This is a genomic window from Pseudoalteromonas luteoviolacea NCIMB 1944, assembly GCF_001625565.1.
GTDB classification, from domain to species: Bacteria; Pseudomonadota; Gammaproteobacteria; order Enterobacterales; family Alteromonadaceae; genus Pseudoalteromonas; species Pseudoalteromonas luteoviolacea_F.
In genome coordinates, this window is record NZ_AUXS01000097.1 from 299,744 (window position 1) to 323,486 (window position 23,743).

General features: G+C 40.9%; 18 protein-coding genes. 7 read left to right on the top strand and 11 right to left on the bottom strand.

Features of this window, described 5'->3' with window-relative positions; all coding sequences use genetic code 11:
• The first annotated feature begins 3 nt into the window (after positions 1-3).
• Together N483_RS26285 and N483_RS26290 are read left to right on the top strand one after the other, a co-directional pair.
• On the top strand, positions 4-510 hold the full coding sequence (locus N483_RS26285) for a GNAT family N-acetyltransferase (protein ID WP_023400534.1): 507 nt from the start codon (positions 4-6) through the stop codon (positions 508-510).
• Positions 511-719: 209 nt separating this feature from the next.
• A complete protein-coding gene (locus N483_RS26290; protein ID WP_023400535.1) occupies positions 720-4,448 on the top strand; it encodes a hypothetical protein in 3,729 nt (1,242 codons plus the stop codon).
• A 203-nt stretch (positions 4,449-4,651) separates the two neighbouring features.
• Here N483_RS26290 and N483_RS26295 read toward each other — a convergent pair whose 3' ends face one another.
• Both N483_RS26295 and N483_RS26300 read right to left on the bottom strand, forming a co-directional pair.
• Positions 4,652-5,158 carry a hypothetical protein gene (locus N483_RS26295; RefSeq protein WP_023400536.1) on the bottom strand — a complete coding sequence of 169 codons (507 nt, stop codon included), beginning with the start codon at positions 5,156-5,158 and terminating at the stop codon, positions 4,652-4,654.
• Positions 5,159-5,384: 226 nt separating this feature from the next.
• Positions 5,385-9,407 (bottom strand): hybrid sensor histidine kinase/response regulator, encoded by a 4,023-nt coding sequence (locus N483_RS26300; RefSeq protein WP_023400537.1) that lies wholly within the window; start codon positions 9,405-9,407, stop codon positions 5,385-5,387.
• Between the two features lie 91 nt (positions 9,408-9,498).
• Between N483_RS26300 and N483_RS26305 the strand changes: the two genes are divergently transcribed.
• Positions 9,499-10,578, top strand: a complete 1,080-nt coding sequence (locus N483_RS26305; protein ID WP_023400538.1) for an HD-GYP domain-containing protein — start codon at positions 9,499-9,501, stop codon at positions 10,576-10,578.
• Positions 10,579-10,595: 17 nt separating this feature from the next.
• Positions 10,596-11,717, top strand: coding sequence for a response regulator (locus tag N483_RS26310; protein WP_023400539.1), 1,122 nt, complete (start codon positions 10,596-10,598; stop codon positions 11,715-11,717).
• A gap of 979 nt (positions 11,718-12,696) precedes the next feature.
• Here N483_RS26310 and N483_RS26320 read toward each other — a convergent pair.
• Both N483_RS26320 and N483_RS26805 read right to left on the bottom strand, forming a co-directional pair.
• The gene (locus tag N483_RS26320) at positions 12,697-13,182 is read right to left on the bottom strand and encodes a fibrinogen-like YCDxxxxGGGW domain-containing protein (protein WP_023400541.1); all 486 of its coding nucleotides are present in this window, start codon (positions 13,180-13,182) and stop codon (positions 12,697-12,699) included.
• Positions 13,142-13,348: a DUF1289 domain-containing protein gene (locus tag N483_RS26805; RefSeq protein WP_080672634.1), complete on the bottom strand. Its 207-nt coding sequence runs from the start codon at positions 13,346-13,348 to the stop codon at positions 13,142-13,144. Before N483_RS26805 ends, N483_RS26320 begins: the two co-directional genes overlap by 41 nt.
• Positions 13,349-13,633: 285 nt before the next feature.
• On the opposite strand from N483_RS26805, the gene N483_RS26325 reads away from it, so the two are divergent.
• Positions 13,634-15,067 carry an MATE family efflux transporter gene (locus N483_RS26325; RefSeq protein WP_023400542.1) on the top strand — a complete coding sequence of 478 codons (1,434 nt, stop codon included), beginning with the start codon at positions 13,634-13,636 and terminating at the stop codon, positions 15,065-15,067.
• Positions 15,068-15,136: 69 nt separating this feature from the next.
• Positions 15,137-16,480 (top strand): serine hydrolase domain-containing protein, encoded by a 1,344-nt coding sequence (locus N483_RS26330; protein ID WP_023400543.1) that lies wholly within the window; start codon positions 15,137-15,139, stop codon positions 16,478-16,480.
• Positions 16,481-16,528: 48 nt separating this feature from the next.
• On the opposite strand, the gene N483_RS26335 is transcribed toward N483_RS26330, so the two are convergent.
• Positions 16,529-17,467: an endonuclease/exonuclease/phosphatase family protein gene (locus N483_RS26335; RefSeq protein ID WP_036976713.1), complete on the bottom strand. Its 939-nt coding sequence runs from the start codon at positions 17,465-17,467 to the stop codon at positions 16,529-16,531.
• 178 nt (positions 17,468-17,645) lie between these two features.
• Positions 17,646-19,361 carry a D-lactate dehydrogenase gene (gene dld, locus N483_RS26340; RefSeq protein ID WP_036976770.1) on the bottom strand — a complete coding sequence of 572 codons (1,716 nt, stop codon included), beginning with the start codon at positions 19,359-19,361 and terminating at the stop codon, positions 17,646-17,648.
• Positions 19,362-19,578: 217 nt separating this feature from the next.
• On the opposite strand from dld, the gene N483_RS26345 reads away from it, so the two are divergent.
• Positions 19,579-19,983 carry a hypothetical protein gene (locus N483_RS26345; protein WP_023400546.1) on the top strand — a complete coding sequence of 135 codons (405 nt, stop codon included), beginning with the start codon at positions 19,579-19,581 and terminating at the stop codon, positions 19,981-19,983.
• Positions 19,984-20,107: 124 nt separating this feature from the next.
• Here the strand turns inward: N483_RS26345 and N483_RS26350 are convergent, their stop codons facing one another.
• From N483_RS26350 to N483_RS26370, 5 genes are all read right to left on the bottom strand, one after another.
• Positions 20,108-20,752 carry an NAD(P)H-binding protein gene (locus N483_RS26350; protein ID WP_023400547.1) on the bottom strand — a complete coding sequence of 215 codons (645 nt, stop codon included), beginning with the start codon at positions 20,750-20,752 and terminating at the stop codon, positions 20,108-20,110.
• 74 nt (positions 20,753-20,826) lie between these two features.
• Positions 20,827-21,297: a GNAT family N-acetyltransferase gene (locus N483_RS26355; protein WP_023400548.1), complete on the bottom strand. Its 471-nt coding sequence runs from the start codon at positions 21,295-21,297 to the stop codon at positions 20,827-20,829.
• A gap of 59 nt (positions 21,298-21,356) precedes the next feature.
• Positions 21,357-21,833: a SixA phosphatase family protein gene (locus tag N483_RS26360; protein ID WP_023400549.1), complete on the bottom strand. Its 477-nt coding sequence runs from the start codon at positions 21,831-21,833 to the stop codon at positions 21,357-21,359.
• Positions 21,834-21,905: 72 nt separating this feature from the next.
• On the bottom strand, positions 21,906-22,808 hold the full coding sequence (locus N483_RS26365) for an ABC transporter ATP-binding protein (RefSeq protein WP_023400550.1): 903 nt from the start codon (positions 22,806-22,808) through the stop codon (positions 21,906-21,908).
• Positions 22,805-23,614, bottom strand: a complete 810-nt coding sequence (locus tag N483_RS26370) for an ABC transporter permease subunit (RefSeq protein ID WP_023400551.1) — start codon at positions 23,612-23,614, stop codon at positions 22,805-22,807. Before N483_RS26370 ends, N483_RS26365 begins: the two co-directional genes overlap by 4 nt.
• Positions 23,615-23,743: the final 129 nt, after the last annotated feature.

Consider the following 23,743-nt stretch of genomic DNA (forward strand, 5'->3'; position numbering starts at 1 on the left):
ACTATGATTAGAGAAGCTCAGCTTCAAGATACAAACAGCCTCGCAGCACTCGCTTTGCAGGTGTGGTTAACGACGTATACACCAGATGGGATGCGTGATGATTATGCACACTTTGCATTGACGACATTTACGCCTAAATACTTTAGCCAATTAATTGATAACCCTGAGTGCAAAGTAATGGTTTATGTGCGAGATAACGCCCTAATTGGCTTTGCGGTCGTCAATTTTGAGTCTCAATATCAAGAAAATGATTACGGGTTTGAGATTGAAAAGCTCTATGTTCATAATGCGTTTCAAGGGCAGGGGATTGGCAAAAAATTACTGGCTGAAATTCAACGTCATTGGGGCGCTGAATTTTGGCTTTATACATGGGTGGAGAATACGTCGAATTTGTTTTACCAGCGCCTTGGCCTTGAACACATTGGCTCTTTCAATTTTGATTTCTCAGGCACTCAAATAGTCAACAATGTATATCGTAGTAAAAAACACAAGTCTATATTTTCTAAGTAACTTTAGTCTAGGTCTAGCGATTCCATTTTAACACTTTGTTGAACTAACTAGTTTATTGTTAACTAAACTAGTTAGTTCAACGTATAACGCATAATTAATATAAGAAATATTAATTTTTTAATATTGAAGATATTCAGTATCAAAATGTTGTTGAAATGTGATTTTTGTGTAAAGTTATATGTTGAATTTAAATGGATGGAAGGTGCGTAATGGATTACTTACGGATAACGCCAATTTTGTTTGGCATTTTTTTAACGCTAATAATAACTGGTTGCGGAGGCGGCAGCGAGGGGAATTCCTCTGAATCTGGCTTTCAAGATAATCAACCTACTTTACCAATCAATGGAAAACTCAAATTAGAAGCTCGCTACGGTGGCAGTTTAGAAGTTGCTGAAGTTACCAACAAAAACTTTGCTTTAATAGCACATGACTCTGTGTATTGGAATGATATAAAGAACTTTATTCTGTACGATGATACCGATGGTTTTTCAATTGGCCACCCTAAATTCTATAAATACGACGATAGAGCCTACATACTTTCTGAGTCTCAAAATTGTGAATCGGGAACCATCGATCTACCAAAGGTTGATGCAGACAACCTTAAGTCTAGTTATACAGCGAAATTTAATAATTGCAAAATTGGGCCAATAATATCCAACGGTGTCATGAACTTGCACGTAGTTAAAAATGTAGGAGGTATCCCTGAGAAAATAGCATACGAATTTGCGGCTGCATTTTCAATACAAGACATCGAGTCTGATGCTTCCTACACATTGACTGGATACATGGTGCAATCCGTGTACGATACTTTACTTGAAGCGAGTTTTGTTTTTCACCAAGGCGGTAAAGTGCGTGCTTGGGTCGATGAAAAGTTTGCAGATTCTGGTGAGTCGTATAACCACATTTATTTACCTGATTATGGCCGAGTAAGTCTAAGTGAATCAAGTGCGGCTCCGTCATTTCCGGATACAATATCAGGGGACATTGACATATCTTTTCGAAAGCGCTTTAACAATTATCTAGAATTAGGATTATGGAATACAAATGGCTCACTCTATGGTCCATCCAATCCAAAGTTTTCATACGGACAAGAGCCCCTAGAGGAGAGGGTGATTTATGTCCCGTATGAGCATTTTTCTCTTTCATCGCTATCTGAAGATAACGGGCCTCATATTCCTGTTATACAAGTTCCTAACGTAGTATCACCCAGTGAGCTCCATACTATGGAGGTGACTGAGTTAAGGGCCGCAGATTATGATTTGTCGCAATTAAATTGGGTAATAACAGATGAGTTTGGCGAAATTTTATCAGAAGGTGAGCAGCGGCAACATCGGTATACGTTTGAATCACCGGGAGAGTATACAGTTACGTTAAACGCAATAGACAGTTCAGGAAACATTGGCACTGCTGCTGAGCAGGTTTATGTTACTGGTAAAAAAAGAGAGACGCTGATTATTGAAGCGGATATTTCAGTAAAAAGTGAACTGAAAGAAGGAGAGTTGTTCACCGCACAGCTCAACATAGAAAACCTCGATAACTACACAATTAAACTCACATCTGGACCAAAATCTATGACGCTTTCCCCTTCAGGTGAAATAAAGTGGGATGGTCAATTAGATGACGGCTATCACTTTGCCGATACAGTATATTACTCAATTGAAGTTATTGATGAGGGAGAGAACAAGTCAGAAAATGTAAAGGGGGTAGTTGCAATACCTACAAATACGAAGGTCAGTTCGGTATTTCACTATACAGGAGACTATCCAACTTATAATCGTTCTTGGCCAGTTGGGTCTGATAAAGCGGCTCAGTTATTGCCTTCTTCTGACGATTATAGAGACGGTATATATTGGTTAACAATACAAGATGACAAACTTAAGGTTGATTCAAATTTATTGTCTCGAAACAGTGAAGGTCCAATACTCGATGTAAGCTACTCTGACGATACGCAATCTATGGTCTATTTATATGCTAATGAAAACAATTTGTCTGCGGGTACGGGAGGCTATAAGAGCTTTCAAAGTTCAGCTGATACAAACCATATTTTTGAATTCGCAACACCCCGTGATTATCCAGCACCAAGACTGGTTGATTTGAACGGGGATGATACATTGGAAGTGGTCAATATGATTGGTAACAATCGTGTTGAAATATTCGACGCTACATATGTGCGTAGTGAACATCAATTGCCAAGATACTTAACATTTTTCACCTGGCAGTCATGGAAGGCGTGTGATCTTGACGGAGATGGCAAAAAAGAGCTTGCATTTTTTGCAACCAATCCAACCTTAAAAGAGGTTAAGTTAGTACTTTCTAGCTTTAAAGACAACGCATTAACAGACTTTGAAGTACATCAACAGGGTTATTATCAGTGGCATGGCAGCATAGTTAACAATACTTTGTTTGTCGATCAGGACAACAACGGGGTATGTGAAGGGTTGCTGACGTTAGGTGAAAATGAAACAGGTGAGCAATATTTAAGTTGGTATATCTATGAAGAAGGCAGTCTTATTAAAAAAGGGCAGCTCAATACCAATGAATTTGGCAGCCTCTATCATGATGCTTTTGCGATAGTGGATGATTCAAGTGGGGTGGGCGGTATATTGTTTCAATCTGATAATGGTTTAACACTCGTTGGATATGACCAAATAAAACAAGGTTTCATCGCGAATGCCTATAGTTATGTTGCTGGGCTTGAAGTGATACCTAATGTCAACAACTCCACCATAATTGGTCAATCAGATATCGATGGTGACGGAGCTCGCGAACTTATTCTTAAACATGTAGTGTCTAGTGAAGACGCCATTTCATCTACGCTTCTTAATTGGCAGAATTCAAGTTCAGGCAAAGATACTTATCTTATTGCTGCTAGTCTTGAAGACAATAAGATTAAGCCAAAATATATAAGCAATTTGAGCACTCGTTACTCAAGAAAGTCGACAGCCGCAGGAAGTCGTGTTGTACCGCTTAATGACGGAAGCCTTATGATTAATGTGTATGAATACACTGACATTATTGATGAGCGAAACAACTTTAGAAAGAGACATTTTTCGCCAGGATATGGAAATAGTATGGTTATGAGAAGTGATGGTAGTTACTATCAAGAAGTCGGTTCTGAGTACATTTTATATGACGTTGATAGAGTAGAACAAAAACGTATTCCCATACCCAGTAGCGAACTTTCTGATGGTTATGTGTTATCAGCTCACGATGGAGTAGAGTTGGTCAGGCTGTCCAATAGGTTGGGGTCTCAGCAGAGGCACTTTTTGATCAATGGACATTCCAGCCAAATTGAGGTGCTGGAAGATGTAAAGCATGTATCTCCACACCCTGAATTTAACAAAAATGGCTTGATTTATGTTTATTGGCAAATTCCATATTGGAGTCAGCCCACATATAACGAAGCTGTAACCAAGATAGACAACGGCTATAGGTTTGGTCAATCGGGTATTTATAAGGTGACTAAAGACAATATCGAGCTGGTTGAATCTTGGCAAGAAAAGGTCTTTAGCATTTATCAGGAGGATGTTTTAGATGTCTATTGGGTCAATGTCGATGACGACCCTGAATTCGAATTGATCCACCACGTCATTGAAACGAGCAAGTGGGGGGGAGTTGAGCGAGACTCGAGTTATGCATTTGTTGCCGACCAAAATGGCGATAACTTAAAGTACATTCAGACTTACCGCTATAATAAGGATATAGTTGCGGAAGAAGTCTTATCGAACGGAAAGTGTATAGATAATGCTTGTCGCAACACCATGAGAATAGAAACATTTTTATTTTCAAATACGTGGAAGTTGTTCGGTTACGATAAGGTGACAGGTTATACATTGTGGTCCCGAACCATCTCGAAAAACAATAAAGAGGGGGCATTAGCTTATTTTGACAAAGAAAAAATATATTTCTGGCTCAATGGCTTACATATAATAAAATAAAATGATAGAGCTAGCCCCTTTGAGGCTGGCTCTGTTTTAGGTGGTTTTCACTAGCAGTATAAGTCTCAACTTGCCTGATCTGTCAGGCTTATTAGGACTCAATCAAATCAGACAGTCGAATATGTGCCAAGATTATCTAATTACACAGTTAAAACAAATGCTCTGTAACGCTTCTAGCCGAGGTTACAGGCTCACTGGCTGCCTTACTGAATTGACTGATTAGGTACTTTTACTAATTTTGCTGAGGTGTGAAACTTTTCGTCAGATTCATAAATAAACAAGCCTCTTACCAGCAGATAATTATATTTGTCATCAACGATAGCTGCATGTGTATAACGAGTTCTCACTCCTGGATATACAAATGTATGTTCCCACATATCTGCTATCCAAGGGGCATCTTTAATTTTGTGGGGTAGTTTAAGCTGCTTATTAATCTTATTGTCGCCTTCTTCCAAAGGTTCTCCTGACTTAAGTCCTCTGAGGCTAAACTCTAACTCCGTAAGTTTTATTGGAACAACCCCTTTATTGTCTAGAGATGCAACAATCTCAACTACATGCTTGTCGTCTTCTTTTCCTACAAAATTAATTTCAACGTCAAATTGAACCCTAGGAAAGTGTTCGTCTCTTCTATAAAACTTGTAGATTGCAAATAGACCGCCAATCACACCTAGCAATAGACTTACAGATTTAATTAGAGATGAATAGTCCACGCGATACCTTAAAGGTTGCTAGTGAGCACAGCGAAATGAGCCCAAAAGATTACTGAAAGAGGGCCTTTCCAATGCCAATTAGTTATTAATAAAAGCCATAAAGCAAGCAATATCGAATACAAAAGTCAAAACCACTTGGGCCGTCAGTAAATTACTCATTGTTGTCAGCCAGATGACATATAACCCAATTTTTTCAAACAGTAAGGGATGATATGAGCTACTTCAACTACGCCGACTGTTCTAACAATTGCGAAATCACCTCTCTGGCTTGATCAAATTCAAAATCTTCAATGAGTTCCACAAGTTCAATGCAAGTAGACTCATCAATTTTATGGTTCGCTTTGAGCTCATAAACTTTTTCAACGGATTGAGTATCACAACTGAGTAATAGCTCTTCCAGTTCTAAGAAATCCCCACGCGTAACTTTAAAACTCACAATATTTGATGTGCTGGGAGCTGGGGTCGCTGGCTTTTCATCACTTTGCAGTTCACTTAGGCTTTTGTGCAGCCCTCTTAGGTATTCCGTTAGGACTTCTACATCTTGTGGTTCAACCTTTTGCTCATTAGCGATTGCTGCTTCGATGTCTGAAGCTTGTTTGGAGAGTTCATCGATGCACAAATTTGCACTGGCCCCTTTTAGTGAATGAGCAATACGCTCTGCATGTTCCATGTCTCCGATGACAAGCGCTTGATTGAGGTTAATGGTTTCTTCAATTTGATTGCGCGCAAATTTTTTAATGATGTTCCAAAACGCTTTTTCATTGCCCCCTAACCGTTTTATTGCCCGCTCAATATCGACCCCATCTAACTTGATCTCTTGTTGCTCTGCATTTGTTTCTACTTCTGGCTGTTTGTCGTCAGCGCTCTCAACTACTTGACGTAAATTAGTGTCGTCTTGGTTAGTCACTTTATACAAATGTGCGTGTAAGGTCTCAGTCATTTGATTGAAATTAATGGGCTTACCAATATGATCATTCATGCCTGCAGCTTTACATTTTTGTAAATCTTCTTTCATGACATTTGCAGTCATGGCGACAATTGGTAAACCATCGAACTGACTGAGTTCACGTATTTTCTTCGTCGCAGAGTAACCGTCCATAACAGGCATTTGTATGTCCATAAGCACGATATCAAAGGTGTTATCTTTGACCATATCAACAGCAATCTGACCGTTATCTGCGATGGTTACGTCTAAATTTAAAGAACTAAGCATCTCATTGGCAATTTCTTGATTTGTCGTATTGTCTTCAACAAGTAGCACTTTTTGTTTCTCGAATGAATGTTTCACCCCACTGTCTTTGTTCGACACATCTCCGTTTCTAGGCTGACTTGCTAAGTTAAATGATTCCATAATGGCATCTAACAGAACTGACGCATTGACGGGTTTGAGAATTATGGCATCGATTAAGTCGTGGATTTGTGAGTTCATACCAATGTCGGTGCCGTATGCTGTAACAAGTACATATTTGGGCTCAGGCGTTAATTCAAGTGAACGAATGTGTTTGATGGCATCAATTCCGCTCATATTCGGCATTTTCCAATCCATGAACACAATGTCAAATTTGCTGCCTTGCACAAGTTCGATTGCGCCCGCACCGCTTGACGCGCAAGTGACAGTAAACTTCATCGCTTTGAGCAGGTTCGTTAATATTGCGCGAGCACTTTCATTGTCATCAACGACTAATGCGTGTTTACCAGCTAACTGGCTATCAGGACAAATGACATTGGTCAGTTTGGCCGACTGCAACCCGCAGCGAACTGTAAAGTAAAACTCAGAGCCTTGACCTTGCTCACTGTTAACCCCAATTGTACCTCCCATTAGTTCGACCAGCTTTTTAGAAATACTCAGCCCGAGTCCGGTTCCCCCATATTTGCGAGTAATGGAGCCATCAGCTTGTGAAAATGCATTGAACAACTTGCTTTGCTGCTCTTGAGACATGCCAATGCCAGTGTCTTTTACAGTAAACTTCAAGGTGGTTTGGTCATCTTGCTGTTCAAGATTGGTGACCGAAATGGTAATTTCTCCACGTTCTGTGAATTTGATGGCATTGCCACATAAGTTAATTAAGACTTGGCCCAAACGAAGTGGATCGCCGACAAGGCTAATTGGTACATCAGGAGCAATGTCCAACAGCATTTCCAAGCCTTTTTCTTGCATACGAATGACGTTGATATTAACAACGTTATCCATTACTTCTTGCAAAGAAAAATCGATATCTTCAATTTCTAATTTGCCTGATTCTATTTTAGAAAAATCTAAAATGTCGTTAATTATCCCGAGTAAACTCTTAGCCGCTTGGTCTATTTTATTGACATAACCGGATTGCTGGGTGGTTAACTCAGTGCGAAGTGCCAGATGGCTCATGCCAATAATTGCATTCATTGGTGTGCGAATTTCATGGCTCATATTTGCCAAAAATTCTCCTTTAGCAGTACTCATTTCATCCGCTTTATCTTTTGCTAGGCGTAGCTCAAGCTCCATTTGTTTGCGTTCTGTTACATCAAGTAATAAACCAACCACACCAGCAAGTTCATTTTCGGCATTGGTAAATACAGCTTCATAAACTATAAAGTTGCGGGGGTCGCCTTGTGCATTATCAATTTTTATTTCGTAGTGTTGGTTTGACTTACCATCAAGTAAATCTTGGTGTGACTGCTCAAAAACTTGTGCAATTTCATAATTAAAAATATCTTCTGTGGTGGCGTCCAAAACATCTGCATCGAATGTCCCAAAATATTGATGAAAAACACTATTAACACCTAAATAATTGCCAGAGCTGTTTTTGTAATACATTGGGCTTGGAATGGCATCGAGAATTTTTTTGTTGAGCTCGAGTTGTTCTACAATACGTTTTTCGGCCTTTGACTGTAAGTCGATGTTTTGTGTAAGCTGTAGACTAACTGCCAAATCGTTTATGACCGATTTCACCCACTTATAATCTTGATCAGTTAGCTCAACTAAGCTGCCCAGCTCTAACAAACCAATACTGTCATTGCTGACGACCAAGGGGAAATAATATAACTCGCTTATAGAGAGCTTTTCTCCATTTAACTCAATGGCATACTGCTCCTTTTCAAACTTCATCGAATAGGGCTTTTGAGTGCTTAATACATGAAAGTGAATGGAGTCATAGTTACTATATGTTCTTGCGCAATTGCAGCTGTATCCGGTGCCAGCAACGCGAGTAAGCACTTTTTGTTCTTCAAAAACATATAAGCCTAAAAGGGGAACTGAAAGCCTTTGCTCCAAGAACTGCAAGAGTTCTTCTCCAAGCTCGTTGGGATTTTTTTTCCCTCTAAGTGCTAACCCAAAGTCTTTCATGATGGTGTTGAATTCGAGCTGTTCAGACAAGTCGTTCAGGAGTTTGTTCATTGATTTTGACAGATCTGATAGGTCGCCTTTCACCGATTCATCAAGCACGAAGTTATAATTGCCTTTTTCTACATTGCTCACTACTTGTTTTTGGATTGATGCAACTGGGTTTATATAGAGTTTCCAAAGCAGGTAAAAAGACAATGCGATATTGATAAGTAAAATTAAATTGAAAATATTTCTGAGCAAATAGGTGTTGTTTAAACTATTTTGGTGACTCTCAAGCTCAGCATTGAGGCGATTAGTGATAGCTCTGTGTGCTTCACCAATTGCCGACATGATTTTCGATTTCTCAACTAGATAGTTGTCGCTGAAAAGAATTTTTTGAGCGCTTACTAAGTCTGGTGCTGCGTCTTTGACCCAATTACCGTATTCGTCTTTGTGTATGCCCTCTATGGCGTTAAAAGCCCGACGCTCAAGACTAACCAAAGCATTGGATGTAGAAAGCGCATTTTGCATCTGCAAAAGTTCAAAGTCCTGCGCACCCAACTGTTGAAATCGCTCAATTATATTATGTCCATCGTTTACTCGGATCGTCTCAGGAACGCTGGAGTGAGGGGCTGCTAGGCTATCCCAATAGTCATAGGTGTTGGCATTGTCCGCTCGAACCTTGCCATCTCGCACTAGCAAAGTGTAACTGAAAAGCTGCTGCCATTTATCATTGCCTGTCACTGCATAGGCTCTTGCAAAATTTGTCAAATTGTCTGAACTCAGCTTTAGTTCATGGGCAAGCTCCGTCAGCTTAAAAAGTTGGGTCTGTTTATCAGTCAAAGCGCTGACTTCTGATTTGACGTAATAGGACATTAACCCAATCCCAATACTGACAAGCAACATTATTGAGAATGTGATAAAGAAGCTGACTCTTAAACTTTTCATCTAATCCAATCCATGCTTGGCGTTTCAGTAATAATAGACCTATATTTTTGTGTGTGATGAATAATTGTCTAACAATTCAATAGAAGAGCCTATGGAACAGCTTAAAACGGTGTTGGTAGTAGATGATGTGAAGGAAAACCTGGCTTTCATGACGGAAATTATCAAAGATAAATATCGTGTCTTAGCGGTAAAAAGTGGTGAAGCCGCTATTTCCGTGGTTGAAAAAAACAAAGTTGACATCATTCTTCTTGATGTTGTTATGCCACAGATGAATGGCTACGAGGTGATCAAGTACTTAAAGTCGCACGAGGTATACAGTGAAATACCGGTGATTTTTTTGACTGCAAAAACCAGTGTTGAAGATGAAGAAAAAGGTTTTTTGTTGGGTGCATGTGATTACATTAACAAGCCAATTAGTCCGCCAATACTGCTTGCTCGCCTAAATACACACTTATTGAACAAAGAATCCAAAGACATTCTAAAAAACAAAAACGATTATTTGGAAGAAGAGGTTCAAAAGCGCACGGAGCAAATGTCTCGCCTTCAAGATGTCACTATTCAGGCAATGGCTAGCCTAGCCGAAACCCGAGACCAAGAAACCGGTAATCATATTCGCCGTACACAGCTCTACGTAAAACTATTGGCAACTATTTTGTGCGAGAAGGAAAAATATAAAAAGGTACTCACTTTAGAAGTGATTAATAATTTTTATAAGTCTGCCCCGTTACATGACATTGGCAAAGTAGGGATCCCAGACAATGTTCTGCTCAAACCAGGTCGGCTTACAGCTGACGAGTTTGAAATCATGAAAAACCATACCGTATTTGGTCGCAACGCCATAGAGACTGCCGAGTCTGCGCTGGGTCAGGCAAATAGCTTCCTTAAAACTGCGAAGGAAATCTCTCACTATCATCACGAAAAGTGGGATGGCTCCGGCTACCCTGAAGGGTTGAAAGGAGAAGAAATCCCACTTAGCGCACGCATGATGGCGATAGCGGATGTCTATGATGCATTGATCAGTCGGCGAGTTTATAAAGATGCGATGGAGCATGACAAAGCAATTGCAATCATGAAAGAAGGACGGGGGAGTCATTTTGATCCTGAGTTGTTGGATGAGTTTTTGGAAAAAGAAAATTTATTTTTTGATATTTCTCAGCAGTATCGAGATTAAAGCCTATTGGGGGGCGTATGTCGTACTCAATTTTGTTAGTCGATGACGATGAAGTTAACCATGATATTGCAAAAACAATGCTTGGTGAATCACATGATTACTTCTCAGCGCATAACGGCGAAGAAGCACTGACATTATTTCATGAGCGTAAATATGATGCGATTTTGCTGGATGTTGTGATGCCGGGTATGAACGGATATGAGGTTTGTAAGGCGATTCGCAGTAACCCTTCTAACTCCGATACTCCGGTTTTATTCGTTTCCTCAAAAGATTGTATTGAAGACAAACTTGAAGGGTTTAAAGCAGGTGGTGATGATTACATCACCAAGCCATTTGATGCAGCTGAACTTAGTTTTAGGATCGACAGATTGGTTAAGTTCAGTAGTGAAATTGATACCTTAAAAGTGAATTGCGAGGCTGCCGAAGAAGTTACCTTAACAGCCATTACCAGTTGTAGTGAATTGGGTTTATGCCTTGAGTTCATTGAAAACTCATACCAATGCAACACCTTGGCGGATTTATCGAACGCAGTTTTATCCGTTTGTCGAAACTTGGATTTAAATGCATCTGTACAGTTGGGGCTATTGGGCGAATTTAGAGATTTTTGTAACTTTGGCGTCATTAACCCGTTAGAAAGCGAGCTTCTTAAAAAAGGGCGAGAGAGTAAAACCGTCATTAACATCGAAAAGCGTAGCTTTTTCAACAGCGCATATTGCTCATTATTAATAAAAAATATGCCCATTGATGACGATGAGAAATACGGAAGGTTTAATGACATATTGGCACTGGTGGTTAGAGGTGCAGACGCTAGACTAAAAAGTTTAGAAACCAACATTCAAGCTATTCAAGCGAAGAATAAGGGGCTCAGAGAGCTTAGTCAGGTGGCGAGTAAAGACTTAGAAGACATTGAACTTATTTTTAAAAACTATAATCAATCATGCCAAGAGCTAGTTGAAACGCTTATTTTTGACGTAGAAGATTCAATAATCTCTTTTGGCATGAGCGAAACGCAAGAACAAACCCTACGAGAAACTCTAGACGGCGCGAAAGAAGATCTTCAGAAAATACAAGAGCACTCAGAAGACATGTCTGCCACATTCAACGATTTCTTTATTAAATTGGACAAGTTAATAGATTAATCAATTAATTTTTCTTTATTTAATATTTACGTGTGAGAAGAGGGTTCTCTCATATTGATTTTTTCATTATTTTTATTTTCATGTTGTAATGGTTGAGGCCATTTGTTAGCTTTATTTATGATTATTTTTATTGGAAGAATAAACATTAAGATGCTAATTTGGGGCTTTAATCAATATTGTTTGATATAGATATCAGCTTTTTAATCTATTATCAGCAAATGGACTTAACAGCTGGTTTTCATCATGTATTGAATCAAGTAGTACACAGAGCGTATTATTTAGGACCAAAGGCGCACTTCTAATTAAAAAGGGTTGTTGTGAAGGGTTATCTAGTCGAAGCAACGTGAGCACATATTTGCGTTTTGCTTTCAGGCTTATCCTCAACCCGTATTTATCTGGATGCTATTAATAAAGGAATTAAAAGTGTGCCCCAATTTTAAGTCTCTTGAAGCACAGTGGTTTTTTGAATTCCATGTAACATTGTTTGCTGTTCTGGCTTTTTTTGCCATGATCATATTGCCAGCGCTTAGGATTTTACTCCACTGCTATACTAAAAAGGAAAATCTACATTCATTTATTACATTATTTACGACACGAGTGGTCTCAAATAGTAAGCTCGAAGTTTTTGCTTTGTTAGTTTTGTTTTTTTATTTCATATACTTTTTTAGTGTGTTTATTTTTAAATTCTGTATGCAATGATATAAAACTTATCGTAAATTGTGAGTGATTAATGGTTGTTTAAGGTGGTATCACCGCGTTGATTGAGAAGGGTGTTTTTCACCTTATGGATTATTAGAATGGTATTGATACACCTCTGCTCGGTTATCCAGCTTCTATATGATATTACTTTTATATTTTATAATTGATTAAACTATTTATTTAACAAGGTGAGTGAACATTTTCTAATTTGAAAGTCACTTATAACGACATGGGTTTGTTAGAGGAAAAGCAGCCCATTCAAGCTGCTTTGTTTTGGTGTTTACTTAATAAAATAAAGTAGTTTGTCTTGTTCTGTATGCGCATAAATTGTGCTGTACGGCCAAATAGCAAATGGCCTTTCAGGATTACCGTCAAATGTGGCGGTTAGATCAGCGGCTGTGTTATCAAGTAAACTCTGGCATCCATTACCGGTTGGGTTGGTGACGTTATGTGCGGAAATCATAGATACTCGCTGATGTTCGTCAATAAACATAAGCCCTTCTGTCATTGTGGCTCTCAGTGCTTGCCAGCGGGCCGATTCCAATACACCATATTGATCTATTTTTACTGGATCGCGCATAAGCTTGCGTTCAATACCATCTGCGTGATTTGCAAAGAGCGTCCAGCCTCCGCCAAGGGTATCCATATCGCAATACACAGCAAAGGGAGATACACCTTGCTCGCCATCCGGGTCTATTTGGTAGTAACCTGAAGACGCTCCAGGGTTATTTGTGAACTTGCTCTTTGGCTCGTTTTCTTGCGGCACATCGCTCTAGTATTGCAGCTTTCTCTAGTGCACTTTTGCTTCCCCAGCCGACAATTTCATCTATGCTTCGAAGGCAGCCAATACAAATATCTTCGGCATCCAAACAGCAATTTCGTACGCAAGGAGATTGCGTGGCATTTAGCTGTGGAGGTAACTTTTGGGCCATGATGTATCGACTTTAGTGGTTGTTTTCAACGACTATTATGACGGTTTTTTAAATAATAAAAAAGTCGTGCATTTGGCTGGTTTTTAGTTAACGAAATGGAGGTGGTTAATCTCAATTCTGTGGGGGTTCATCGAGTTTCAAGATTTGCTGGGAACTCTGAAGATTTTCATTGGTCTTGATAATTAGATGAATCAGCTATTTGCAGTAGCATTTTGCTCAATTAAAGCAAATAGTGTCTGTCTAAATAAAAAATAAAACCAAATAGCAAGGAGTTGATCACGCGCTATGACATGCAATAGATCACAAGATTTGAGTTATTCACCTGTTCAAGCTTGTCGCAAGCAACGTGCAAGGGCTGTAAAGAAGCGCTGGATTTTAACCGGTTCTACCAGTGCGGTGTTGAGACAACTGACGGTACCTATGTTGTGGGCTATTTTGGCTTTATTTAGTGCGGACTTGATTGAGCTTTATTTCGCATCTCGCTTAGGAGTCGAAGAGCTCACTGCAATGAGTTTTACGCTGCCAGTGCAGGCAACTTTATTTGCATTCGCCATAGGGCTTGGCATTGTGGTTGCGACGCGCTTAACTCAGGCGCGAGTAGTCGAAGAGCTTGCCGCAGTCAGCTTGATATTTACCGTCTTGGTTGGTGCTACGATAGCATTGGGTATTTGGTTAAACTTATTACCTATTTTAAACTTACTTGGTTTTGCTGACTTCTCTGAACGTGAAAAAGTTTGGGGCCCTCTAAATACTTATATGCAGTACCGCCTTGGTGCTGTAATCTTCTTTTTCTTAATTATGGTGATTTTTGGCGTATTGCGTGCCTTTGGGAATATGCGAGCGGCAGCGCAGCTTCTGGTGGTATTTGCAGGTATGCAGGTGCTCACCAGTGCGGCATTGTTTTCACCATGGGTAGGAGCTGATCTTGCGATCAGTGGCTTAGAAAAGTTGGGTATTGCACATCTGGTTGCAGCTGTAACTGGCTGTATTTGGGCGCTTTATTTACTGATAGTTAAAGAAAACATATCCATAAAAATTAATTTGCTCTCTACGCAAAGTCGGCAAGGCTTTCGCTGTTTGTTTCGTCTTTTGATCCCAATTGTGTCGATGCAGCTGCTCACGCCGCTGGCGCAGTCTATATTGATGGCAATTGTTGCGACACAAGGCAGTGATGCCGTTGCTGCCTATGGTGTCGTGATGCGCCTAGAGCCACTTGCGTTGTTATTGCCCATGGTACTTACTACGTCACTGCCAATCTTTGTAGGGCAAAATTGGGAGGCAAATAAAGCGTTAAGGGTCAGGCGTGGAATTAAATTGTCGGTTTTAGTATGTATTGTTTGGCAATTGGTTGTCTCTTTGGTGCTATTTTTTGGCGCGGATCTGTTAGGAGTTGGCTTTTGTCAGAAAACTTTTGTCAGTAAATCTATTGAGTTAGCGTTAACCGTATTACCACTGTCCTATATTGCTTTAGCTGCAACCATGTTGTATGTCAGCTGTTGCAACGCTACTGGACGCAGCATGATTGCATTAAATGTGAGTATCTTAAGGCTATTTGGTTTGTCGATCCCATTCGCATATTTTGGCGCTTATGTAGCTGGTTTTAGTGGTATTGTGTGGGGTCTTGCGCTAGCAAACGTCATACTTGGGTTGGGCTTGCTCGCGTATTGTGTTTTACAGCGTGAACGTTTGATGTTATCAAAGCAAGCAGCCATGAGTTAAGCTGTATAAATTTTGTATTTATTGTTTAGTTATTCGTCATAGCTGCGAAGAATAACAAAAGGAATAAATATGAAACATATCGCTTTAAAATTGGGGAGTTTAGCGTCAATTGTGGTATTGAGTGGCTGTAACTCAGACCCAGATGTATTGCTGGGCTATAGCGCCAATCAACTGTGCTCAAGGCATTTTATATCACAAGAACCCATAGACTTTATTAAGCAGCGGGTGATCCCTGAGGCGCTAGGCGCATTGCCAAATACACCTGTGTTGAGTGTTGATGAAGTTGCAAAACAGGTTTCGATAACAGCTCAGGTTGACGGCTCACCTCTGACTCGAACTTCAGTGTTTCGAGATGGCTTCGGTTGTACTCTACTGCATGAATTGACCCCTGCGCAATTGCATGCGCAATCTCAAGGTGTGACGGTCCCACAACCATTGCCAAGCACTCCTATTGCTAAAGCGCTGGATCCGGCGCTATCGCTAGATTCATTTTTTGCCACAAATAATAAGGACTATACATGGAGCGACAATACATTTGCAGTTGCTGTAATGTATCAGGGACAACTCGTTGCCGAGCAATATGACCAGTTTCATGCTGGCGATACCCGAATGCTAAGTTGGTCGATGGCAAAAACTGTAACAGGGCTATTAACTGGCGTATTGGTTGACCAAGGTAAGCTCACCTTAGAGCAATCATTGGAGTTTGGTCATCATGAAATGACGGTAAAGAACTTACTCAATATGAGCTCAGGCGTAAAATGGGCGGAATTGCCTGATATTCACGGGTATGAAGATTTAGCGCCGATGTGGTATCACACCGGAGACTCGGTCAATTACGTAACTGGTCTGCCAAAAGATTACAAGCCGGGCAGCAAATTTGAGTATGCAACTGGCACAACTCAGCTACTAAGTAAAGCGTTGATGGATGCGTCTGGTGGTGACTTATCATCTATTAATAAGCTGTATCAGCAAGACTTTTTTGCGCCGCTTGGGATCAACAATGCTATTGCTGAACTTGATGAAGCTGGCAACCTCAGAGGTGGTGCGAGAATGTTCTTAACAGTACATGATTGGCTTAAAATAGGCCAACTGTTTGTAAATAACGGTCGCTGGAATGGAGAACAAATCGTTTCCGAGGCTTGGATTAAAGATGTAATGATGAGCAAGGGAGTTGATAAGCACTATGGTGGGCAGCTTTGGTTGAATGATATGAGCTTTTGGTTACCTAAATTGCCAAAAGACACGGTGTCGCTGCGTGGGCATAGAGGCCAGTATGTAGTAATAATTCCTTCTAAACAGCTTGTTGTTGCGCGTTTTGGTGCTTATGGCGCGGTGGTTAATCAACACATTGGGCTAGCTAACAAACGGTTGTTTAGATCAGTGCTCGATATTTTAGAACAACTAGAAAAGTAGTATTACAGGTAAGGGGCAAGCTTTATCTTTGCCCCATAAATGCTTGTTTTAGTTTAGGTCAATGCTGAGCGCGCAGTGATCGCTGAGCATTTTCTTTGGTTCCATATTGTCAAAATAATGGAATTGAACGCTGCCTTTCACGTAGGTTGGTTTCAGAGTATTTGACACCAAAACGTGATCAATAGGTGCAGGGTAGTAAGGATGACAACCCGTTAGCATTTGATTTGCATTGAAGAAAGTCGCCTTAGAAAGGTTGTTTGGTGCCTTATCTGCAAGTCCATCAGGGTGATACAAGTCGCGGCTGACGCGGTTATACGGTGCGGTCAGTCTGTGGTTAAAGTCGCCTAAAACGATAAAGTTGGCTTGCTCAGCGCTTTTCGATTCAACCCAGTTATCCAGTAGAGGCACTTGCTTTGCTAATAGCTGACACGATTTTTTGTCTGAACGGCGATAATCATCCACAAAACAACCACTTTTTAGGTGTACATTAAGTAAGTCTAATGTTTTGCCTGCATAGCCAATTTGAACTTCCAAGCCACTTCTCAACCCAACTTGTATATCTGAGAATTGATTATGATGAACAACTTTTTCAACGTTTAAAGGCTTTTTAACAGCGAATGCGACTTTTTGTTGTGTTGACGTCAATCCATTGCCACGGCAAGTGTAGCTAGGGCTGTCTTTACGGTCAGATATGATCAGTTGCCATTGAGATGTGTCGAAAATGTTTTCAAGGGCTTTGATTGAGCCAACTTCTTGAAATGCGATAACGTCTGCTTCTAGAGAACTTGCGTATTTCTTCAGTGCAGAAATTTCATTTTGCGTTCTTGGCTTACACCCCTTGGTGTTGTCAGCAGCTAAATGTTCGATATTCCAAGTTACAATTCGCAATCCTGCATCCGATTGAATATCACTTGGATTGGTTGCGTTACAGGCACTTGTTAGTAAGGTACACAAGGCAAGTGCACTGAGTTTGATAGGGTGGTTCATAATTCTAAGTACTTGAATATTTTTAATAGCCACATAGTGTATCAAAAATATTTCAAATAGATTATATAAAATTTTTAATTCATCGCGAATAATGCGATGTTTAACTCAGATGAGATAAATGCCGTTTTGGAGCTGCAATATCAGAGGCTTAACTATCATAATATTGCAGCAAATGCGGTTACTTGTGTGTGTGTTCGTGCCAGTGTTTACACTTGCTCGTTTTACCAATACCTGGGTTGAATGAGTTAGTTGGATCAAGTTTCTTGTAGAAGGATTTCAGAGCATCTTTTGCAAAATATTCATGTCCGACATTGTGCTCGGCAGGGTATTCGGCGCCACGTTTATCAAATGTCTCTAAGATCTTATTTTTAACTGCTTTGGCGTCTACACCCGGTTTCATAATGTAGTTTTGGTGCATGACGTGGCAAAACAAATGCCCATAGTATAGTTTAACAGCGATCTGCTCATCTATTTCTGGAGGCAGTTGTTCGAACCAGTCGGTTTCATTACGCGGAAAGGCGACATCAATGGTCATGATTGCACCCATTTCTTTGCTGTTCATAGTCTGCATTCGGCCTATTGCACCGCCTGCTACAAAGCGATGTAGTATGGCTTTTTCACCTTCGTCTTCAGTACACTCAAAGTAGCTGCCATCGTTCGTTTTAAAGAATTCATCAAAGTATGCTTTTGCCTCTGCAACACCAGCGTTGCTCATCTCTACAATCCAGTGATGTTCATAGCGGTCGCGATACTCTTCCATGCGTTTTGGCAAGTGATTAGGCCATAAACAGCTCAGATATTGCATAATTCGATCAGAAAACTTGCTGGGTAGAAACTTAAAGTTGTCAGCTATACGGTCAACAGTACGTTTGATGCCAAACATTTTGGGAATATATTTAGACCCCAGTTTATCTATTACTAAGAAGGTATCTTTACCGTATTTCTTAGAGGCGTCATAGCAATCCCTATGAAGATATTCACCAGAGACTGGCAAGTTTTCAAACTTAGATAGGATGTCGCGACGGATCTGAGCTAACACGGATGGATCATTAGTACCAACATAAAAGACTTGGTGCTTTTCAGGTACCGGATAGGTGTCTAATCGAACCGCAAAAACCGCAAGCTTACCAGCACAACCAGATGACTCATATAAGCGGCGTCCATCATTGTTAAAGCGCGAAGGGGTCTCTGCGTCGACGTCCCTAACACGTTCATGGTATTCATCATCAGATGCCCTAAGTTCTGGGAACTGAACGTCAGCATCTGTGTAGTTTTGCTCTTGTAAATTAGTCAATATCTCTTCAGGTGTATCGCCCAAGTTAATACCTAAATTATTAACCAGTGACAAGTTACCCAGTTCGTCAATTTGCGCAAAAAGTGACAGTTCGGTATAGGCGGGCCCACGTTGTACCAAAGCCCCCCCTGAGTTATTACAAATTCCACCGACAATTGATGCCCCAATACATGATGAGCCAATGACAGAATGCGGTTCCCGACCGTGAGGTGCAAGCGTGTCCTCTAGGCCAAACAAGGTGCTGCCAGCTAGTCCGACAATCTGCTTGGCATTATCTATCAGTTGAATACTGTCAATCCGCATGGTGCTTATGATGACTATGGGGCGATCATAATCTTTGCCATCAGGTGTTGAGCCACCTGTCAGGCCTGTATTGGCTGCTTGCATGATCACAATGACATCAGCTGCAACACATGCTTTTAACGCTTGCCAAATTTCTAAAAGAGTCGCTGGTCTGATAACAGCAAGGGCATCACCTGATCCAAAACGAAATCCTTTGGTATACGGCTGCTTTTTGGTGTCATCGGTCAGTACAAAGCTGTTACCGACGATAGACTTTAATTCTTGAATTAGTGAAGTATTTGGCGCGTTCTTGGTCATGCTGTTCTCGGAAATTGTATCTGCTTTCACATTTTTGACGAGGGATTGGGAACTAGTATACAGCAAGGTTAAGATGGAGTGAAACCAATGATTTGCATGTTGCATAAGTACCTTTTCAAGGGAATTTTGGTATAAATGAAGAAATTTAACAGCATGTTGTGACCCAGCTTCTACAATAAAGCTAAGTTCAGGAAGGGTGAAAAGGAGTGGATTAACTATGCCAAATTGGGTTCAAATAAACTCATTGTTAATCGTTACGACTTACTTTTTTTTAAGTATGTTGCTAGCAGGGTGTGAAGGAAAGCAAAATCAACAACCAGCTCAGGAGGGGCCAAGTCAAACCTCTAAGTCTGATTCTCATAGTAAAGAAGTACACAATGTCACTCAAGATGACACTCAATATGTCATGGGAGCGTGTGTTGAGCTGGGATACCCACTGTTGCAATCTGGCGAAAGCGGAACTGCCCAAGAAACGTCAGCATGCGAGCGAAATTTAACCCATAAGTTTGATGCTGGCACCAAGGCGTCAGACACCAAACTAAAATGGCGAGTGCGCGTAAAAGGCCAAATCATCCAATGCCAGTGCGCAGGTTACGCTACTCAAGTTGGTAAAGGTAACTGAATGCACAATCGTTGTTAGTCGCAATGAACGATACGGCCTTTAGATCATTACAAGGCCTTTTTACTTTGTCTCAAACTCTTTAGCGACTTTCAATTGGTATTGACGATATTGACCCTGAACGCCTTTAACTCTCAAATATTTCATCAAGCCTATATGTTTCATAGTGAGCCGATTCTGACATCGCGACCGAGACCATTTTTGTGGCAACTTGGTTGCCTGAAATAGGGCGATACTTTTTTAACCCGGGCAGTTTACAAATTAAGGGTAGCAAGTGGTTACCTATGGATTCTGCTACTCGAGTATCTGGTCTGTGGCCAATGAGTAGAGAAGGTTGAAAAATACTGAGATGTCTAAACCCGAGTAGTTTTACGCGATGCTCTAACTCGCCTTTCATTTTAAGATAAGGACTCACGCTATTTTCATTCGCGCCGCTTGATGAAACTAATAAATAGTGTGTAACATTATTTTGTACTGCGAGCCTTGCCGCCTGATATTGGTAGTCAAAATCAACACGCCTTTGCTCGGCAATTGAACCTGCCTGTTTGCGCGTTGTGCCTAAACATGAAAACAGTATATGTCCTTGGAAAACGTGCTGATAGCGACTTAGTTTGGCAAAGTCGACAACTTCATTGACGATTTTTTCTGAGTCATACTGAATAGGCCGTCGCGTAACCGCAACAACTTTTTCAATGACTGGCTGCTGCGCCAAAATTTGGGTAACACTTTGACCTATAAGCCCTGTGGCGCCAAGTACTATTGCTGTTTTCATACTGGTGATTACTTATTCTGTGTTGTTGCCTGTGTATTAGATACAGCGTATTTACCAATGGCAAGTCAATTTTCTCATTGTTGACAGTCGTCTAATGTCAGCTGCATAAAAACTGAGCTAGGTTCTGCGTTATACTGGCCAAATGTGCCGCAATGCCTAAAACCAAATGACTCGTATAGCTTGATGGCTGCGGTCTGTTGCTCCCCGGTTTCTAATTTTATTTCGCCGATCTCTTCGCGCTTAGCGTGCATAACCAGGTGTTCAATTATGGCTTTCGTCATTCCTTTTCCACGTTGTGATGGTTTGACGTAGATACGTTTTAACTCGGCATATATGCCATTGTCCTCTTTTAAGACAAAGCTACCACATGCGACAAGCTCACCGTTATCATAGTGGCCTATGATGTAGGTTTGTGGGTTATCTATCTCATTTATTGGCACTAAATCATTGGCTTCAGCTGGGTATAAGCTATTCATCAACAGATCTATTTCCTCGAATAGCTCTGCAAGACCCGTACTTCGGCTGTTTAACTGAACAAGCTGCATCGACATCTCCTTGACATAAAAAGCAAATATATCAGTTTCAATATAGGTACGGTCAAGGTTTAGTCTAAAAATAAATGCCTGATATAGTGAGTATTCTTTGCACTTAGTTGAGCCCATGACTGGATATTTGCAGAAAACTCGACATACCCCGAGGTGACGACATTGTCTAAATCTGGTGCTCCCAGTAAATTGGCAACGGCAGTTATGGCGGGATTGTGCGTGACAACACAGATGTCAGAACAGTGGAGTTCTAATCGCGTCATTGCAGAAAAAAGTTCGTTTGGTTCAAATGTGTAAAGTTTATCAAGGGTTAAAACAGGCGTATTTGGCATACAAATGGTGTGTATTATTTGAGCCGTATCGAATGCTCTTCTCGCGGGACTGGTGAGCAATTGAACGTGAAGCAGTGGACCCAGTATCTTTGCGAGTTTGGTCACTCGGCGGATACCTTTGGGCTTCAAAGGGCGATCAAAATCGTCTAAAGACGCATCTTGCCAACTTGATTTTGCATGACGGACCAATCGCAGAGTTTTCATCTTCACTCCTACACCGGGTAAATTGAGCACATGTAGCGCAGGTCCGTCACTAAGCAGGTCGAATGATCAATACTAGTCAACAAACAACTGATTCTCTAAAGTACGGCCGTTGACAAGTTGTTTGTATGTCCACTTATGCTCGTGAATTAAAGCCAGTAAAGATAAATCAAAAGGTTGAGGCTGTTTTGTATATTCAATGACGAGTTCGTCTGATTGAGTCTGTTTGATGTTACGCACACCACCTAGCTGGGAGATTTTATCCTGCATATCTGTATCCAAGTTGAGCATTTGTAACGTTACAAAGCTACCTTGTTCGGTTTGATGCAGATCGCTTTGGTGGCTGGAGAGTTGTCCTTGCTCCAAGTAAAGTACAGTATCACAAAGGCGTTCAAGCTCACTGAGATCATGGGAGCTTAAAATGAACGTAATGTCGCCTTGTAAAGAGGCAATAAGGTTGCGAATGGCCTTTGCATTTTTTGGATCTAATCCTGCTGTCGCTTCATCTAGCAGCACTATTTCTGGGCTACCGAGCAGCGCTTGTGCGATACATACGCGTTTACGCATACCGTGAGACAGTTCACTTGTTTTTGAGTTTGCAACATGTGCTAGGTCGACCAATGCTAATACGCGTTTTGTATCTTCCAGGGCAGCTTTTCCTGTCATACCTTGTAGTTTGGCAAAAAAAGTGAGTTGCTGTAGCACCGAAAATTTGGGGTCCAACTGTGCATCTTGTGGCAGTGCTGAAATTTTACCAAATAATCGAGCATCCCCCGGTTGATGACTAAGGATATCTATCGTTCCGCTACTTGGTTTCAGGTACCCACATACAATACTAAATAGAGTTGTTTTCCCCGCGCCATTGGGACCAACGAGGGCGACTGAGCTGCCTTTTTCTATTTTAAATTCAACATTGTCTAAAGCCCGCTTTGTACCAAAAGTCTTGCTCAGTGACTTTACTTCAATAACTGTGCTCATAGATCTCTCCCTTTCAGTAAAACATGCCCAGCACCCAGTAGTACCGCTGTTTGACACGCCGGGAGCGCATAAGAAAATAACGGTGTGTTTTGCCAACCAGTCAGCTCGGCAATTTGATGTCCCGGAATAATGTAGTTTAACCAGCTTAATACTGGGTATTGAGCTCCGACATAACCAATCACAGAAGCGATTAAAGTAAAAAATAAAATGGCGAATACAATGCTCATTCGCGCCGAGTTATTAATTAAATTCAAGAGGCTCATAAGCGCAATAAATGGCAAACAAGTAAGCAACAATTTGGCCCAAATAGCCATCGACTTGGCGATTGCAGAAGGAAGTAAGCTGGCATCTCGATAGAGCAGCATGATGAGGGTTGCGATTGTAACCAGCGCAATTAAAGCGGCTAAAATCATAACTTGGCCAATAAAACGACCCAGTAGTATTTCCAACCGAGTGCTACGCATTGTCAAAAACCTGAGTGTGCCTCGGTTTCTATCGCCAACAGTCTGATCAGCGGTGACGAATACAGCAAACATTGGAAAAGTGAACAGGCCGATAATCCAAAACATTGCGAGCTCAGCTTCAGGCCAAGAAACGAGCGCAGACAGCCCTATGGTGCCAGCTATTTGGCCAACAATATCAGAAAACTCATAACTGTTAATGAAAGGGACTGCATTATAAATTGGGTAACGTAAGACCATGAGCCATACGAGGGAGAATGCGGCAATAGCTAACCAACCTCGTTTTGTGGCAAATAGGCGAGTAAGTTCAAATTGGCCAAATAGCCATGTGCGTTGTAGATTCATATAGTCTCCTCATTCAGATCAATACATTAGCTTGAATTTACCAGAGGAGAAAGGAAAAAAGTGTTGCAGAATATAGCAACAGAAACAAAAAGCGCAGCAAAATGCTGCGCTTTTGTCATGACAGTAGAA

What these genes read in the sequence shown, in the direction of transcription:
- N483_RS26285 (WP_023400534.1), top strand. Translation starts at nt 4, where the DNA reads ATGATTAGAGAAGCTCAGCTTCAAGATACAAACAGCCTCGCAGCACTC.
- N483_RS26290 (WP_023400535.1), top strand. Translation starts at nt 720, where the DNA reads ATGGATTACTTACGGATAACGCCAATTTTGTTTGGCATTTTTTTAACG.
- N483_RS26365 (WP_023400550.1), bottom strand. Translation starts at nt 22,808, where the DNA reads ATGAGCACAGTTATTGAAGTAAAGTCACTGAGCAAGACTTTTGGTACA.
- N483_RS26325 (WP_023400542.1), top strand. Translation starts at nt 13,634, where the DNA reads ATGACATGCAATAGATCACAAGATTTGAGTTATTCACCTGTTCAAGCT.
- N483_RS26805 (WP_080672634.1), bottom strand. Translation starts at nt 13,348, where the DNA reads ATGGCCCAAAAGTTACCTCCACAGCTAAATGCCACGCAATCTCCTTGC.
- N483_RS26310 (WP_023400539.1), top strand. Translation starts at nt 10,596, where the DNA reads ATGTCGTACTCAATTTTGTTAGTCGATGACGATGAAGTTAACCATGAT.
- N483_RS26335 (WP_036976713.1), bottom strand. Translation starts at nt 17,467, where the DNA reads ATGAACCACCCTATCAAACTCAGTGCACTTGCCTTGTGTACCTTACTA.
- N483_RS26305 (WP_023400538.1), top strand. Translation starts at nt 9,499, where the DNA reads ATGGAACAGCTTAAAACGGTGTTGGTAGTAGATGATGTGAAGGAAAAC.
- dld (WP_036976770.1), bottom strand. Translation starts at nt 19,361, where the DNA reads ATGACCAAGAACGCGCCAAATACTTCACTAATTCAAGAATTAAAGTCT.
- N483_RS26360 (WP_023400549.1), bottom strand. Translation starts at nt 21,833, where the DNA reads ATGAAAACTCTGCGATTGGTCCGTCATGCAAAATCAAGTTGGCAAGAT.
- N483_RS26355 (WP_023400548.1), bottom strand. Translation starts at nt 21,297, where the DNA reads ATGCAGCTTGTTCAGTTAAACAGCCGAAGTACGGGTCTTGCAGAGCTA.
- N483_RS26350 (WP_023400547.1), bottom strand. Translation starts at nt 20,752, where the DNA reads ATGAAAACAGCAATAGTACTTGGCGCCACAGGGCTTATAGGTCAAAGT.
- N483_RS26330 (WP_023400543.1), top strand. Translation starts at nt 15,137, where the DNA reads ATGAAACATATCGCTTTAAAATTGGGGAGTTTAGCGTCAATTGTGGTA.
- N483_RS26300 (WP_023400537.1), bottom strand. Translation starts at nt 9,407, where the DNA reads ATGAAAAGTTTAAGAGTCAGCTTCTTTATCACATTCTCAATAATGTTG.
- N483_RS26345 (WP_023400546.1), top strand. Translation starts at nt 19,579, where the DNA reads ATGCCAAATTGGGTTCAAATAAACTCATTGTTAATCGTTACGACTTAC.
- N483_RS26370 (WP_023400551.1), bottom strand. Translation starts at nt 23,614, where the DNA reads ATGAATCTACAACGCACATGGCTATTTGGCCAATTTGAACTTACTCGC.